At 47.5% G+C, this 15,974-nt stretch carries 18 protein-coding genes; all 18 read left to right on the forward strand.

The features are described from left to right. The first annotated feature begins 12 nt into the window (after positions 1 to 12). The 18 genes from atpE (at position 13) to B9A22_RS02385 (ending at position 15,893) form a co-directional block, all read left to right on the forward strand. The gene (gene atpE, locus B9A22_RS02300; RefSeq protein WP_075757102.1) at positions 13 to 264 is read left to right on the forward strand and encodes a F0F1 ATP synthase subunit C; all 252 of its coding nucleotides are present in this window, start codon (positions 13 to 15) and stop codon (positions 262 to 264) included. Positions 265 to 351: 87 nt separating this feature from the next. Continuing rightward, positions 352 to 855, forward strand: a complete 504-nt coding sequence (atpF, locus tag B9A22_RS02305) for a F0F1 ATP synthase subunit B (RefSeq protein WP_084573992.1) — start codon at positions 352 to 354, stop codon at positions 853 to 855. After that, positions 849 to 1,403 (forward strand): F0F1 ATP synthase subunit delta, encoded by a 555-nt coding sequence (locus tag B9A22_RS02310; protein ID WP_084573993.1) that lies wholly within the window; start codon positions 849 to 851, stop codon positions 1,401 to 1,403. Before atpF ends, B9A22_RS02310 begins: the two co-directional genes overlap by 7 nt. Before the next feature lie 119 nt (positions 1,404 to 1,522). After that, entirely contained in the window at positions 1,523 to 3,046 is a 1,524-nt protein-coding gene (gene atpA, locus B9A22_RS02315) for a F0F1 ATP synthase subunit alpha (RefSeq protein WP_084573994.1), read from the forward strand. A gap of 6 nt (positions 3,047 to 3,052) precedes the next feature. Then, complete coding sequence (gene atpG, locus B9A22_RS02320; protein WP_084573995.1) at positions 3,053 to 3,904, forward strand: ATP synthase F1 subunit gamma; 852 nt, start codon at positions 3,053 to 3,055, stop codon at positions 3,902 to 3,904. Positions 3,905 to 3,937: 33 nt separating this feature from the next. Further along, positions 3,938 to 5,347 carry a F0F1 ATP synthase subunit beta gene (atpD, locus tag B9A22_RS02325; protein WP_084573996.1) on the forward strand — a complete coding sequence of 470 codons (1,410 nt, stop codon included), beginning with the start codon at positions 3,938 to 3,940 and terminating at the stop codon, positions 5,345 to 5,347. Positions 5,348 to 5,350: 3 nt separating this feature from the next. Beyond that, on the forward strand, positions 5,351 to 5,752 hold the full coding sequence (locus B9A22_RS02330) for a F0F1 ATP synthase subunit epsilon (protein WP_084573997.1): 402 nt from the start codon (positions 5,351 to 5,353) through the stop codon (positions 5,750 to 5,752). A 266-nt stretch (positions 5,753 to 6,018) separates the two neighbouring features. After that, positions 6,019 to 7,272 carry a UDP-N-acetylglucosamine 1-carboxyvinyltransferase gene (gene murA, locus B9A22_RS02335; RefSeq protein WP_084573998.1) on the forward strand — a complete coding sequence of 418 codons (1,254 nt, stop codon included), beginning with the start codon at positions 6,019 to 6,021 and terminating at the stop codon, positions 7,270 to 7,272. A 216-nt stretch (positions 7,273 to 7,488) separates the two neighbouring features. Continuing rightward, complete coding sequence (gene spoIID / locus B9A22_RS02340) at positions 7,489 to 8,493, forward strand: stage II sporulation protein D (RefSeq protein WP_084573999.1); 1,005 nt, start codon at positions 7,489 to 7,491, stop codon at positions 8,491 to 8,493. Positions 8,494 to 8,573: 80 nt separating this feature from the next. Beyond that, positions 8,574 to 9,278, forward strand: a complete 705-nt coding sequence (locus tag B9A22_RS02345; RefSeq protein ID WP_084574000.1) for a M23 family metallopeptidase — start codon at positions 8,574 to 8,576, stop codon at positions 9,276 to 9,278. 110 nt (positions 9,279 to 9,388) lie between these two features. Further along, positions 9,389 to 9,646, forward strand: a complete 258-nt coding sequence (gene spoIIID / locus B9A22_RS02350) for a sporulation transcriptional regulator SpoIIID (protein WP_084574001.1) — start codon at positions 9,389 to 9,391, stop codon at positions 9,644 to 9,646. A 208-nt stretch (positions 9,647 to 9,854) separates the two neighbouring features. Continuing rightward, positions 9,855 to 10,883 (forward strand): rod shape-determining protein, encoded by a 1,029-nt coding sequence (mreB, locus tag B9A22_RS02355; RefSeq protein ID WP_084574002.1) that lies wholly within the window; start codon positions 9,855 to 9,857, stop codon positions 10,881 to 10,883. 44 nt (positions 10,884 to 10,927) lie between these two features. Next, entirely contained in the window at positions 10,928 to 11,665 is a 738-nt protein-coding gene (gene flgF, locus B9A22_RS02360) for a flagellar basal-body rod protein FlgF (RefSeq protein ID WP_084574003.1), read from the forward strand. A 139-nt stretch (positions 11,666 to 11,804) separates the two neighbouring features. Beyond that, positions 11,805 to 12,587 carry a flagellar basal-body rod protein FlgG gene (gene flgG / locus B9A22_RS02365; protein ID WP_084574004.1) on the forward strand — a complete coding sequence of 261 codons (783 nt, stop codon included), beginning with the start codon at positions 11,805 to 11,807 and terminating at the stop codon, positions 12,585 to 12,587. Positions 12,588 to 12,597: 10 nt separating this feature from the next. Then, entirely contained in the window at positions 12,598 to 13,572 is a 975-nt protein-coding gene (gene flgA, locus B9A22_RS02370; protein ID WP_084574005.1) for a flagellar basal body P-ring formation chaperone FlgA, read from the forward strand. A 22-nt stretch (positions 13,573 to 13,594) separates the two neighbouring features. After that, positions 13,595 to 14,179: a flagellar basal body L-ring protein FlgH gene (locus B9A22_RS02375; RefSeq protein ID WP_084574006.1), complete on the forward strand. Its 585-nt coding sequence runs from the start codon at positions 13,595 to 13,597 to the stop codon at positions 14,177 to 14,179. Positions 14,180 to 14,208: 29 nt separating this feature from the next. After that, the gene (locus B9A22_RS02380; protein ID WP_084574007.1) at positions 14,209 to 15,330 is read left to right on the forward strand and encodes a flagellar basal body P-ring protein FlgI; all 1,122 of its coding nucleotides are present in this window, start codon (positions 14,209 to 14,211) and stop codon (positions 15,328 to 15,330) included. A gap of 152 nt (positions 15,331 to 15,482) precedes the next feature. Continuing rightward, positions 15,483 to 15,893, forward strand: coding sequence for a rod-binding protein (locus tag B9A22_RS02385; protein WP_245823759.1), 411 nt, complete (start codon positions 15,483 to 15,485; stop codon positions 15,891 to 15,893). Positions 15,894 to 15,974: the final 81 nt, after the last annotated feature.

Raw genomic sequence — 15,974 nt, forward strand, 5'->3', positions numbered from 1 at the left:
GAGGAGTTTTTTGTGGAACAAGCTATCATTATTGCAGCCTCTGCTATCGGAGCGGGTTTGGCTATCGGACTCGCCGCCATAGGTGCCGGTATCGGTGACGGAGCAGTTACTGCCAAGGCAATTGAGGGTATGGCAAGACAACCAGAAGCAAAAGGAACTATTCTTGTAAACATGCTGATTTCGGTAGGTTTGATCGAGTCTATTCCTATTATTGCAGCGGTTATTGCTATCGTACTGGTATTTGCCAATCCGTTTATTAAGTAATCTAAGCGTTATCGGGCGACTGGCAGAAACAATTTATGTCTTCTGCCAGCGCTCCCCTTATACGCCGGAAAGAGGAGGGGCCCTCAATTGGTTGACTTGAATGCGACGCTAATAGCGCAAATTATAAATTTTCTTATACTTGTTGCTATCTTAACCAAAGTGGCATACAAACCGCTAATGCAGGCGCTAGCTGACCGGCAGGCCAAAATTGCTGACAGTCTGGAAACAGCTGAACAGGAAAAGCAAGCTGCTGAGAAACTTAGGCAGGAATATCTTGCTCAACTGGCCGAAGCGCGTACCCAGGCACAGGCTATTGTTGAAAAGGCCGCCAAGCTGGCTGAACAGACCAAAGAAGAAATGCTCAAAGAAGCTCGCGAAGAAAGTGCACGGCTCTTAAAAGCCACACAGGAAGAAATTGCCCGCGAACGTGACCTCGCTATTGCCGAACTCAAGGGTGAGGTCGTGACGCTTGCTGTTGCCGCTGCTTCTAAGATTATTGCCCAGAACATGGACGAAACCGCCAACGCCAAGATTGTTGACGACTTTATCAATAATTTGGATGGTAAGAAAATAGGTGGTTTGCCATGCTAACAAATAAGTTGGCGATCAAATATGCACAGGCCATATATGAAATTGCCAGCGAAAAAGCTATGCTGGACAATGTGGAGAAACAGCTTAAGCTGGTAGAAGCCACCATTGCCGGACATGCTGATTTGGCTACCCTGATGTATCATCCGATTGTACCGGCTCCTGCTAAAAAAGAAACAATCAACCGGGTTTTTGCTGGGGATTTGGATGGGTTTGTCCAGAACTTTCTGCTGCTCTTGATTGATAAACGCAGGGAACCGGCGCTTCCAGCCATTATTAGCGAGTACATACGTCTGGCCAACGAAGCCAGAAATATTGCCGAGGCCGAAGTCTTTACCGCCAAAGAACTTAGTGCAGCACAGCTTGAGGCGCTGGCGGGCAAATTAAGCAAGGTTACAGGCAAGAATATTGTACTCAAGACAAGCATAGACCAAGAACTGCTTGGCGGTGTAGTTGTTAAAATCGGTGATAAACTGATTGATGGCAGCGTGGCCCGTCAGCTTAAGGCACTCAAAGCGGCACTTATGACGAACCAAGCCGCTGCCGTATAGTCGAGGTCGAGGACTTTATCCGATGACTAAGTCACTGGATAAGGGCGACTATAGTTCAGGTAGGGCTATGACTCTCCTGAAGCTAAGTCTACTTTATGATTGGGGTGAGATCTTAACTTATGAAAATGAGGCCAGAAGAAATAACGGCGATTATCAAACAACAGATAGAGCATTATCAAGTAGACCTCAATGTTGATGATATCGGTACCGTTATCGAAGTAGGCGATGGTATCGCTCGGATCCACGGCTTGGAAAAGGCCATGGCCGGCGAATTATTAGAATTTCCACATGAAGTATTTGGCATGGTCTTAAACCTGGAAGAGGACAATGTCGGCGCCGTTTTATTAGGTGGCGAGGTCGAAATCAAGGAAGGCGATACCGTGCGCCGGACTGGGCGCATCATGCAGGTTCCTGTAGGTGAAGCCATGGTTGGTCGTGTTGTTAACGCCATTGGGCAGCCCATTGATGGGAAAGGCCCGATTAATACCACTGAATTCCGGCCGGTTGAATACCGTGCACCTGGCATTGCCGATAGACAGTCGGTTAAAGAGCCGCTGCAAACGGGGATCAAAGCCATCGACGCCATGGTACCTATCGGGCGCGGCCAGCGTGAGCTTATTATCGGCGACCGTGGTACCGGTAAAACAGCCATTGCTGTTGATACCATCATTAACCAAAAAGGTCAGGGCGTAGTTTGTATTTATGTTGCCATTGGTCAAAAAGCATCTACAGTAGCCCGTATTGTTAAGACCCTCGAAGAAGCTGGCGCTATGGAATACACCATTGTTGTTGCTGCCACTGCTTCTGACAGTGCTCCGTTGCAATACCTGGCTCCTTATGCCGGTGTTACCATGGGTGAGTACTTTATGTATAAAGGTGGAGCTGTGCTCTGCGTATATGATGACTTATCGAAACACGCTGTAGCATATCGCGCTATGTCGCTCCTCTTACGTCGTCCTCCAGGACGTGAAGCCTATCCTGGCGACGTATTCTACTTACATTCCCGTCTGTTGGAACGGGCGGCGAAGCTATCAGCTGAACTTGGCGGCGGCTCAATTACAGCGCTGCCTGTTATTGAAACACTGGCTGGTGACGTATCTGCCTATATACCGACCAACGTAATCTCTATTACCGATGGACAGATATTCCTGGAAGGCGAACTGTTCTATTCAGGTATCCGTCCGGCTATTAATGCTGGTCTGTCAGTATCCCGTGTAGGCGGTTCAGCCCAGATTAAAGCCATGAAACAGGTTGCAGGACGCTTGCGTCTGGACTTGGCGCAATACCGTGAATTAGCGGCGTTTGCCCAGTTCGGCTCTGACCTTGATAAATCGACCAAAGCTCAGCTTGACCGTGGCCAGCGCATGATGGAAATCCTAAAGCAGCCACAGTATGTGCCTATGGCGGTAGAAGAACAGGTCATGGTTATTTATAGCGGCATCAACGGCTACCTTGATGATGTGCCTATTGAGGATGTAACTAAGTTTGAGCAGGACTTCCTGAAGTTCATGCGCAGCAATTACGCCGAAGTAGCTAAAACCATCAGGGAGAAGAAGGTCCTTGACGCGGAAACTGAAGCGGCTATTAAAAAAGCCGTAAAAGAATTCAAAGACACTTTTGTTAAAGTCGAAGCGGCGAGGTGATAAAACATGGCTAGCGCCAGAGATATCCGCCGCCGCATTAAAAGTGTAAAAAATATTCAACAAATAACCAAAGCCATGAAGATGGTAGCTGCTGCCCGGTTACGCCGGGCGCAGGAACGGGCTATTGCCAGCAAACCCTATACTGATAAGATTAAAGAAGTATTGGGGAGTGTCGCAGCAAATGCCCGCGATGCCTCTCATCCGCTGCTTGAAGCACGGGAAGTAAAACAGATTGGCTATCTGGTATTAAGTGCTGACAAAGGCTTGGCTGGGGCCTATTCCTCTAACCTCATGAAAGAGGTTTTGCCACAGGTGCGCGGTAAGAATAACGCTAAGCTGGTAACCGTGGGCCGCAAAGCCCGTGATTACTTTAAAAGGCGTGGATACAATATTGACGGCGAGTACACTGGCTTTTCAGAAAGACCGTCTTACCAGGATGCAGTGATGCTGGCTCAGCTTATGGCTGATAAGTTTGCAGCAGGTGAATATGACGAGATTTATCTGACCTATACTCATTTCTATTCGCCGATTAATCAGAAACCAACAACCGTTAAATTACTGCCGGTAGCCGGTATTGGTGATGGGGAGGAAACACCCCAGACTGAGTACATTTTTGAACCATCAGCCGGTGAGGTTCTTAGCCTGCTATTACCACGTTACCTGGAAACAGTAATTTACGGTGCGCTCTTACAATCAGCAGCAAGTGAGCTGGGGGCCCGGATGACTGCGATGGGCTCGGCTACTGATAATGCGCAAGAACTCATTTCCAAACTGACGCTGAACTACAACAAGGTTCGCCAGGCCACCATTACCCGGGAAATATCCGAGATTGTGGGCGGTGCCGAGGCGCTTAAGTAGAAGGCTCTAAGAAGTTAAGGAGGGGAAACCCTAGTGAATATCGGTAGAATTATTCAAGTTATCGGTCCTGTTATTGACGCTGAGTTTCCCCCGGAAAAACTGCCTGCCATATACAATGCTGTCACAATTGACGAGACAGTTGGCGATGTGCATGTTAAGCTGACTGCAGAAGTAATGCAGCACTTGGGCGATAACACCGTCCGTTGTGTGGCTATGTCTTCTACTGACGGCCTGACTCGCGGCATGAAGGCAGCAGATACCGGGGCGCCAATTAAAATTCCTGTTGGTAAAGGTACCTTAGGCCGGGTATTTAACGTACTTGGCGAAACCGTTGATAAAAACCCAGAGCAAGTTGTTGCTGATGAATTTTGGCCCATTCACCGGCCGGCGCCGGCATTTGAAGACCAGGAGACATCGACACAAATACTGGAAACAGGCATCAAGGTCGTTGACCTCATTGCCCCCTATGCACTAGGTGGTAAAATTGGTCTGTTCGGCGGTGCTGGCGTAGGTAAAACCGTACTTATTATGGAACTTATCCGCAACATCGCCACAGAACATGGCGGCTACTCGGTATTTGCCGGTGTAGGCGAGCGTACTCGTGAGGGTAATGACCTGTGGAACGAAATGATTGAATCCGGTGTTATCGACAAAACCGCACTTGTATACGGCCAGATGAACGAGCCGCCTGGAGCGCGGATGCGCGTAGGTCTTACCGGTTTGACAATGGCTGAATATTTCCGTGATGTTGGCGGCCAGGACGTTCTCCTGTTTGTTGACAACATCTTCAGATTCATCCAGGCTGGCTCTGAGGTTTCGGCGCTCTTAGGCCGGATGCCATCGGCGGTAGGGTATCAGCCTACGCTGAGCACTGACGTTGGTGCATTGCAGGAACGGATTACCTCTACTAAGAAGGGGTCAATTACCTCAGTTCAAGCCGTATATGTGCCTGCTGATGACTTGACTGACCCGGCTCCGGCGGCTACTTTTGCCCACCTTGACGCCACCACAGTATTGTCACGCCAGATATCAGAGCTTGGTATTTACCCGGCTGTTGATCCGCTGGATTCAACCTCGCGGATTATGGACCCAAATGTACTTGGTGAAGAACATTATCAGGTGGCCCGTGGCGTGCAGGAAGTACTCCAACGCTATAAAGAGCTTCAAGATATTATTGCCATTCTCGGTATGGAAGAGCTGTCAGACGAAGACCGTCAGACTGTAGCACGGGCACGGAAGATCCAGAGATTCCTGAGCCAACCGTTCTTCGTTGCTGAAGCCTTTACCGGCTCACCAGGCAAATATGTACCGCTCAAGGAAACAATTCGCGGCTTTAAGGAAATCTTAAGCGGCAAGCATGACGAACTCCCGGAAACAGCCTTCTACATGGTAGGTACTATTGACGAGGCAGTGGAAAAGGCTCAAAAGATGAAGGGGGAATAATATATGGCCAATAAGATTAGGCTGGATATTGTTACTCCTGATAGGATGGTCTATTCCGAAGACGTTAATATGGTAATCGCCAGAGCGACTGACGGCGATCTTGGTATTCTAGCAGGTCATGCGCCGCTCATAGCCGGCCTTGATGTTTGGCCGCTTAGAATTTTGAATGACGAAGGCGAGCAGCAACTATCGCTGTGTGGCGGGTTTATTGAAGTCCGCCCTCAGAAGATAACAGTACTGGCAAGCTGCGCCGAGTTGCCGGAAGAGATTGACGTCAAACGCGCTGCGGCTGCCAAAGAGCGTGCCGAATCGCGGCTAAAAGCTAGTAGTGATATTGATGTTCAGCGGGCTGAAGTAGCTCTTAAACGTGCGATGATGCGTCTCAGAGTAGCGGAAAAGAAATAATAATAAGTAAACAAGTGAGATTGCTTCACTGACGTTTGCAATGACGAGTAATATTTTGGGTCATTGCACGCAGAGTGAAGCAATCTCTTTTTTTTAAGCTCACCATAATTTACATTGAATAACCTGCCTAAATACTGGCAAAAATGATGATAACGGTTTTATTTTACTTTATTTTTGCGGCTCTGGCCTCTTGCTTAGCTATTAGCCTGATGGTAAACTATTATAGGAAAACTGTACATGCACCATTGTGGTGGGAGGATACTTTTGTGGAAAAATTAATTGTTCGAGGGGGCAACCGTCTTTCTGGCACAGTAAAAGTCAGCGGCGCAAAAAACGCTGTGCTGCCGGTGATTGCGGCAACGCTGCTGGGTACAACTCCCAGCACCCTGGAAGAGATACCAGACCTGGAGGATGTCCGCACAATTGCCGAAGTGCTTGAGCATTTAGGAGCGGCGGTAAAAATCGAACCAGGAACATTATATGTTGACAGCACTAATATCACAGCCTGTGAGGCTCCTTATGAACTTGTGCGGAAAATGCGGGCTTCTTTTCTTGTTATGGGACCACTTTTAGCACGGGAAGGCTGCGCAAAGATTTCGCTGCCAGGCGGCTGTGCCATCGGCACAAGGCCGATTGATTTGCATTTAAAAGGCTTTGAGGCCTTAGGTGCGGAAATTGTCATGGGTCATGGCTTTATTGAAGCCAAAGCGCCGCAAGGTTTAAAGGGTGCCCGTATCTACCTGGACTTTCCTAGTGTTGGCGCCACTGAAAACATTATGATGGCCGCAAGTATGGCCAGAGGTCAGACCATTATTGAAAACCCGGCTGAAGAGCCTGAAATTGTTGATTTGGCTAACATGCTGAATCACATGGGCGCCAACATTCGCGGCGCCGGTACCAAGATGATTCGAATTGAAGGTGTTACTGAGCTTAGAGGTGCCTGCCACTGCGTTATTCCTGACAGAATTGAAGCTGGCACCTACATGGTGGCTGCTGCTATGACTGGTGGCGACGTATATGTGGAAAACGCCCTGACTGAACACTTAAAACCCGTCATTGCTAAGCTGAAAGAAGCGGGTGTGATGATTGAAGAAGATGTTAACGGTGTAAGAGTGTGTGCTACAGGCGGCATTCGCTCGGTTGACATTAAAACTCTGCCTTATCCTGGTTTTCCTACAGATATGCAGGCCCAATTTATGGCGCTTCTGACAGTTGCCCAAGGTACCGGCATTGTTACTGAAACAGTATTTGAGAACCGCTTTATGCATGTTGACGAACTTAAACGAATGGGCGCATCCATTAAAATTGACGGCCGCTGTGCTGTTGTTGAAGGAGTGCCTAAGTTAACCGGCTGTCCTGTAAAAGCGACTGATCTTAGAGCTGGCGCAGCCCTTGTGTTGGCAGGCCTGGTAGCTGAAGGTCAAACAGAGATTGGGTATATTCATCATATTGATCGCGGTTATGATAAACTAGTTGAAAAATTCCGCAGTATTGGCGCTGATATTGAACGCGTGGGCTAGTTGAACTAATAATTAGATTAAGGAAACGTACTTCTTAAAAGAAAAAGCGAGATTGCTTCGCCTGTGCCCGCAATGACGAATGGGTTTTTCCTGCCGTCATTGCGAGCGATAGCGTGGCAATCTCGTTTCCTTTTTTCCACTCATACGGCTCAGCTTGTTTGCATATTATGAAATATATGTGCATAGCGGCCTAAAGTGCCGGAAGAAGGTGAGTCAATGAGGTATATAGTAGTGTTCAGTATATTGCTGGTTATATTGACTGTAATCGCCATTCCGGCGGTAATAATATGGGGAATCGATGATTGGAACCGGGAACCGGCGGTCGCCAATCTTCCCCAAGTGTACCGGGGGGAGGATATTACGATCAAAGTATATATGCATGAAATTAAACAGATTGTATCTATGAACCTTGAAGATTATGTAAAAGGAGTAGTGGCTGCAGAAATGCCTGCCGAGTTTGAGCTGGAAGCGCTGAAAGCCCAGGCAGTGGCGGCGCGCACCTATGCTGTGAAACATATGGCGTTGTTTGGTGGTGCAGGTTCGAGTGAGTACCCGGGTGCAGATGTGACTACTGACCACAATAACAGTCAGGCATGGCACAACGAGACTACATTAAAAGCCAAATGGGGCGCAAATTATGCTAAGTATTGGGGCAAAGTCAGTCGCGCCACTAATGAAACAAAAGGACTGATTATTACTTATAACGGTGAACCTATTAATGCCGTATTTCATTCTACCAGCGGTGAACGAACAGCCAGTGCCAAGGAAGTATGGGGGTTTGACTACCCTTACCTAAAAAGTGTAGCCTGCACCTGGGACCAGAAATCACCGCGCTACCAGGATACCAAAGAAATCACCTTGACCGAACTTGAAGCCCGGCTGGGTACTGACGCCGGTATTATTGCCGCCGCTCAAAGCGGTGGCAGCGCCAGCATTGCAGGTGTTATTGATTTTACAGATTCAGGGCGGGTAAATAAAGTGCGGATAGGAGCCAAAACCCTGACAGGGCTTGAAGTAAGGCAAAAGCTAGAACTCCGTTCAACCAACTTTAGCGTGGAACCGGCTGGTGATAAGTTGATATTTAAAACATTCGGCTACGGTCATGGCGTAGGCTTATGCCAATATGGCGCTAACGGTCAAGCAAAAGAGAACCAGAACTTCCGGCAGATTCTAACCTACTATTATACGGGTGCAGCTATTAAGAATATATTCGGATCGTAAAGAGAGGGGCCACACTTCGCTTACCACTACCACGTTTATATACAAGCAATTCCTGGGCATACTATCTATGAGGTGATAATATGTTCGGAAAGATATTGCCTAAGATAACACGTTCTAGTTATTTAGGACAGGTATTAACAGCAGGGGTACTGCTCACAGCTGCCTCGCTACTTATGTTCGCTGTTATCAGCACATTCGAACCGGCATCGAAGCCGCCAGTTGTTAAGACAGAACAAGTCTCAGAACCAATGCAGCCTGCACAAACTGCTTTAGTTCCTCAATCACATGTTAACCTAGCAGGTAATCAAGAAGTACCACTGATAACTGAAACCAAGTCTCCACCTGCCCATCGGGCAACAGCAGAGCACGAGCTCGAAACTGGCAATGAGGCTATCCGTGACTTATGGTCTGGTACAATCACACATGGATTTGGCTGGCAACTCCATCCGCTGTACCAGGATTGGCGGTATCATAACGGACTCGATATTAGCGGCGGTGAAGGCCAGGTAGTGCCAGCACTGCTAAGTGGTGAAGTTGTTGATGTGATGACCGATACGCAGTATGGTTTAACTGTAGCCGTGAAAAGTGGCAGATACACCCTCTACTATGGTTCACTGGCTAGTGTTGCCGTACAAAAAAACACCATGATTAACACAGGTAAACCGATCGGCTCGATGGGAATCAGCACAAGTGAACCCGAACCGCATCTGCACTTAGCTGTCAGAGCCAATGACGGTAAACAGCTCGTTGATCCGCGCGAGATATTTCCCAATATGCCTAATTAAATTAACTTTTCCAAAATTAATGACCTTTTCGTAAGGTCATTTTTTCTTTTCCTTCGCATATACATGTTAGCAAAGGGTTAAAAGGACGGGCGCGGGGGGGAAGAGACTGGATGAAAGAATATATTCGCAAGCGGGTGCTGGATATATGCAATCACATTATGGAAACAAAGCACACTGTACGCCAGACTGCTACTATCTTTGGCGTAAGCAAGAGTACTGTTCACAAAGACATGATTGAACGTCTCCCGGAAATAAATAAGCGGCTGGCAGCAAAAGTCAAGAATATCCTGGAACTAAATAAAGCAGAGCGGCATATCCGTGGGGGTGAGGCTACTAGAAAGAAATACAAAGAAGAAAAAGAAGAATAATATACAAATAGAGAATGTTATATATTTTGTTAGGATAAAAAAATGAGGTTCGCATTCGAAAATAGCGAAAAATAGAGGACTTTTGATTTATTTGTAGAATAACTAATACACTTGTATGTATCTTGCTATTTACTCTTTTTTTCTTTGTGAAAATTTAGGACAGGTTTAGAGTAAATGGAAGATAGCTTGAAAGGGGTTAGAATTCTGCATGTTTGGAACCATGGATATTGGCGTTGATTTGGGAACTGCGAACGTTTTAGTATACATAAAGGGTAAAGGTATTGTATTAAGAGAACCGTCAGTGGTTGCCATTGATCGTGATAGTAACCGCATTTTGGCAATTGGCGAGGAGGCTCGCCGGATGCTTGGCCGGACGCCAGGCAATATTATCGCCATCCGGCCTTTGCGCGAGGGTGTAATTGCCGATTATGATACCACCGAGAGTATGCTCAGGCATTTTATTCAAAAAGTCGCTGGTAAGAACTTCTTTTTCAAACCTAGGATTATGGTGTGCATTCCATCAGGTGTGACTACTGTCGAGAAACGGGCCGTATTGGAAGCCGCTATGCAGGCTGGGGCACGTAAGACCTATCTTATCGAGGAACCGTTGGCTGCCGCGCTTGGTGCTGGTTTAGAAATTTCCGAACCATGCGGTGCCATGGTTGTTGATATTGGCGGTGGTACGACTGATGTTGCCGTACTTAGCCTTGGCGGCATTGTTGTCAGTGAATCACTCCGGATTGGTGGAGATAAGTTTGATGAAGCGCTTATTCGCCATGTAAAAAAAGAATATAATATCCTAATTGGCGAGCGTACGGCCGAAGCCATTAAAGTAGCCATTGCCACAGCGTACCCCGATGGTCGCAACGAAACCATGGAAATTCGCGGGCGTGACTTGGTATCAGGTTTGCCTAAGACCATGCGGATGAGCTCAGCCGAGACGAGGGAGGCACTTGCTGAACCGGTATCGCTGATCGTCGAATGTGTCAAATCTGTACTTGAAAAAACTCCACCCGAATTAGCTGCAGATATTGTTGACCGCGGTATTGTGATGACCGGCGGCGGTTCGCTGATTCACGGTTTGGACAAGCTTATTAACCAAGAAACTGGCATCCCCACATACTTAGCTGAGGACCCCTTATCCTGCGTCGCCTTAGGCACAGGTAAGGCGCTTGATGCGCTGGAAAGCCTGCAAGACAGTCTCACGACGCTCAAAAAAGGTACCTTAGCCGGTTAAGGTGTAGTGTAACTAGAACGATATATACATAGGGGGTGTAACTATTGATTCGGGGAATTTATACTGCGGCTTCCGGAATGATGGCTGAAACTACAAGAACAGATACCATTGCCAACAACCTGGCAAATGGCAATACAGCAGGTTATAAAAAAGACATTGCTATATCTAAAGATTTTGCTAACATTTTAATCCAGCGCATAAATGACGGCCAGAACCCAGCAACAATTGGCAGATTGGGTCTTGGTACGATAATTGACGAAATAGCGACAATTCAGACCGGTGGTAGTATGCGCCCAACTGGTAATTCGCTCGATTTTGCTGTTGACGGGAAAGGCTACTTCGCTGTCGAAACACCTGCAGGCGTACGTTTTACCAGAAATGGTGCTTTTTCCCGAAATAAGCAAGGTGAGCTGGTTACTAGTGACGGGTACCGGGTACTTGGTCAAAATGGGGCGATTAGAATTCCGGACGGCAAAGTATCTGTTGAAGAAACAGGCAGAGTGACAGTTGACGGTGTTGATGCCGGTCAGCTGAGACTGGTTGACTTTGCGGATGACCGCCAGCTGCTTAAAGAGGGGGCGAGTCTCTTTAGCGCTCCCAATAATGGTCAGGCCGCAGCCGGTAAGGTGGTACAGGGAGTTTTAGAACAATCTAATGTCAATATAGTCTCAGAGATGGTTAATCTTATTTCCGGATACCGAGCCTATGAAGTCAACGCTAAAACAGTGCAGGCACATGACCAACTGCTTGATAAAGCGGTTAATGAAGTAGGTAAAGTTTAACCGGGTGGTGCAATTTACACTTAAGTAATTGGGAAAACAATTCGATTTAATTTGTATGGGGCTGGACCTAGAGGGAGCCCCCATGCTGCTGATCGACTGAGGCGGCATTCGCTTATTTTTATTTATGGGGGTAATGTAAATGATTCGAGCATTGTGGACTGCTGGGACAGGCATGGCTGCACAGCAAGCCAATCTTGACACCATTTCCAATAACTTGGCTAACGTAAATACCACCGGCTTCAAAAAAAGCCGTACTGATTTTCAAGACCTAATGTATCAGACCATCCGCCAGCCCGGTGCTGCAACCGGCCCTGATACTCAAGTGCCGAGTGGCATCCAACAGGGGCATGGTGTCCGGCTGGTGGCTACCCAAAAACTATATTTACAAGGTAATTTTCAAAGTAGTGGCAGTGACTATGATGTTGCCATTGAAGGTGATGGTTTCTTTCAAATCACTATGCCTGACGGAACTTTGGCCTATACCCGGGACGGTTCCTTTAAGAAAGACTCCCAGGGGCGGATCGTAACCTCTGAAGGGTATCTGTTGGAACCGGCGATTACCCTCAACGAACAATCTACTGGCTTTACAATCGCAACTGATGGCCGTGTTACTGATACTACCCCAAACGGCGACGTAGATGCAGGGCAGATTACCATCGCACGTTTTGTGAATCCGGCAGGCTTACTGAGTATGGGGAGTAATCTGCTCAAAGAAACTGAAGCTTCGGGAACGGCGACTGTTGGTAATCCTGGCACTGACGGTGCAGGAACGCTGCGGCAGCAATATATCGAAATGTCTAATGTCCAGGTAGTTGAAGAAATGGTTAATATGATTGTTGCCCAACGGGCTTATGAGGTTAACTCCAAAGCCATCCAGACTGCTGATGATATGCTTGAGAAAGCAGCTAACCTGAAACGGTAGGGAATAATCAATGAAGATTAAATTATACCGGCTTACCATGGTACTCCTATGTGTTGCCGGTATATTATTTATCGGCAACAGCGCCAAGGCTCAAGGGCTGACAATTAATGTTGCTGCCGAATCGCTGGTTAGTGGGCAGTATTTTACCCTTGGGGACATCGCCACTATAAGTGGTGAAGACAATCAGCGTATCGATAATTTACGTCAAATCAGGCTGGGGAATACCCCGGCACCAGGGCGAAGTGTGGTGCTCACAGGGGAACTTTTAGGTGTAAGATTGAGTGCTAGCCATACAGACTTTACCGGTATTAGCTGGCAAGTCCCGCCGCAATTCAGAATAACAGCACTGTCTCAGCTAATCACTGGACAGCGGCTTGTAGACCAGGCAGAAAACTATCTGAAAGAGCGCCTTGTTGGCAGCGATATTGTTATTACGCCAGCCGGCAGAACCCAGGATGTGCTTGTTCCGCCAGGCGAGATTGTGGTTACCATTGAACTGCCATATGGCGTTAAGTACAATGCACCTACCAATGTAACTGTGGGGATTACAGTAGCTGGTCAGCTATATAATAAGGCTAACCTAAGATTTGATATAAAAAAATATGAACAAGTTGCTGTTGTAAGCCGCGCCTTAGCCGCGCGTGAATTGATTGATTCTGCAGACATAACCTTTGAGCGGCGTGATATCGGGCGTATGCCGCCCGGATATTTTACAGATCTTAATAAAATACTAGGATTGTCTGTGAAGCGGCAATTGGCTCCAGGGACAGCCATCACTGACAGTATGCTGGAAAAGCCAATACTAGTCAAACGTGGCAAAACAGTTCGCATTGTTGCCCAAATCGGCCACATTGCGGTAAGTGTGCCTGGGATTGCTCTGCAAAATGGCAGCCAAGGTCAGTTTATTCGAGTGCAAAACGCCAATTCTAAAAAGATGATTACTGGTCAGGTAGTAGATGAAACTACGATCCAGACCCATATATAGCCGAAAGTAAGGTGAGGTATTGATGCGTAAGCTTGTTGGTTTCTTGCTGGTACTCACAGTCATTATGGTGTCTATTCCAACTGCGCAAGCCGAATCTCTCTGGGTAGATGCCGTGCCTTCTGCCAACCTGTTTACTGACCACCGGGCCCATGCCGTTGGTGACGTTATTACAATCGTTATCAGTGAGTCTTCAAGTGCTAGCCGTTCAGGAAGTTCCGCTAACTCAAAATCAGCTAGTGCCAATCTTGATGCTGGCGTAGGGATATTTAGTTTCTTAGCTGCAGCAAGTGCCGCGACATCTGATGATTTTCAGTCGAAAGGGTCTATCGCTAATACCAACAAGGTGACAGGCCGTGTAACCGTTAAAGTTACTGAACTTAAACCAAATGGGCAGATGGTTATTTCTGGTACCCAGAGTATCAAGCAGAATGGTGAAGAACAGAAAATTACTATAACCGGTATCGTCAGACCGGCAGATGTAACTGCTGATAATACGGTATTGTCAAGCAATGTGGCTGATGCCCAGCTTAGAATCGATGGCAAAGGCCCGCTAACACGTAAACAACGGCAAGGAATACTGACACAAATCTTCAACTTCGTATTCTAAGGACAATGATAAACACAAACGGAGGACATATGCGCAAATTTACAGCAATCCTTCTGGTCGCTGTGCTGGCCGTAAGTTTGACAATTCCGGCAATGGCTGTTCCAACACAAGTTAGTGCTCGAATTAAGGATGTGGCCAAGGTACAGGGAGTGCGCAGCAACCAATTGGTCGGTTATGGTTTAGTCGTAGGTCTGGCAGGTACCGGTGATTCGAATAAAAGTGTATTTACCGTTCAATCGGTTGCCAATATGCTCAAGTCATTCGGCGTTATGGTTAGCTCAGCCCAGCTACAGTCCAAAAACGTGGCTGCAGTTATGGTAACAGCCAATCTACCGCCATTCGCCAAATCAGGCGATTCAATCGATATTACAGTATCATCTATGGGTGATGCCAAAAGCTTGCAAGGGGGGACGCTCTTGCAAGCCCCGCTGAGGGCGGCTAATGGCCAAGTCTACGCTGTTGGCCAAGGAGCGTTATCAACCGGCGGTTTTTCGGCCAGCGGTGGCGGTTCCAGCCAGCAGAAAAACTTCCCTACCGTAGGGAATATCCCCAGCGGTGCCTTAGTTGAGCGTGAAGTGCCTATGACATTTGCTGATAAGGACAAAGGTAAAATTAATTTAGCCCTCAACCAGCCTGACTTTACTACTGCAAACCGTATCAGTGAAGCTATTGATCAGCGTTTTGGCCCGATAACCATAGCAAAAGATCCAGGTACAGTGAGTATCAATGTGCCTTACTATTACAGTGATAACCTTATCGGCTTTATTGCAGCAATTGAAGAGTTGGCTGTTACCCCTGATACAGTGGCAAAAGTCGTCATTAACGAACGCACTGGCACCGTTGTTATCGGCAGTAATGTGACCATCGACCAAGTGGCTGTCGCCCAAGGCGGTCTCACTGTCAAAATTGGACAGACAACTAATGTATCTCAACCACCGCCCTTCTCTGACGGCAATACAGTAGTTACGACAGACACTACTGTAGAGGCCAAGGAACAGCCAGCAGGATTAATTGTATTACCAGCTTCGGCAAACGTCGGTGATGTAGTTGCCGCCCTCAATGCTGTAGGTGCAACCCCACGAGATATCATCTCTATTCTGCAGGCCATAAAAGCGGCGGGAGCAATGCATGCAGAACTCCAAGTAATGTAAGCAGCAGGTTATAAACGCCCATCTGCGTTGTTACTCCTGCGGGCGTTCCCTCCGACGTACTTCCCAGTACGACTACGATCACGTCCTCGTCGCGCCTAGCAGCTGGACATTTCTAACCAGCTGCGGGCCTCTTATTAAGGGGTGAATTTATTTTGAAAATAAATAATAATCTCATACAACCGAACACAATCCCGGTAAGTAGCGGAGCAGTCGTGCCTGATCAAGGAGCTTCATTTGCCGATCGTTTGGCGAAAGCCGTCCAGGAGTCAGAGCAGTCTACAAAATCGCCGGCTTCAGATTCGATAAAGCAAAGTGAGGATGCTAAGCTCAAAACTGCTTGTCAGGAGATGGAAGCGGTTTTCCTCAACATGATGCTCTCGCGTATGCGAGCCACTGTGCCTAAGACTAAGCTCTTGGGCGAAACTTCTGGCGAAGAGACCATGCAATCATTATTAGACACAGAATTAACAAAAGACATGGCGAAAGCTGGCGGTATGGGGCTGGCCGATATGCTCTACCGTCAGTTGAGTAAAAACACTGTCAAAGGCCAGGCTGCTCAATAGCCTGGCCTTCCTCTACATATTGTCAGGGGAACGCTGTCAAGGGGACGGTTCCGTTGACATTAACTAAGTCTATTTATTCAA

Source organism: Sporomusa malonica, assembly GCF_900176355.1.
GTDB classification, from domain to species: Bacteria; Bacillota; Negativicutes; order Sporomusales; family Sporomusaceae; genus Sporomusa; species Sporomusa malonica.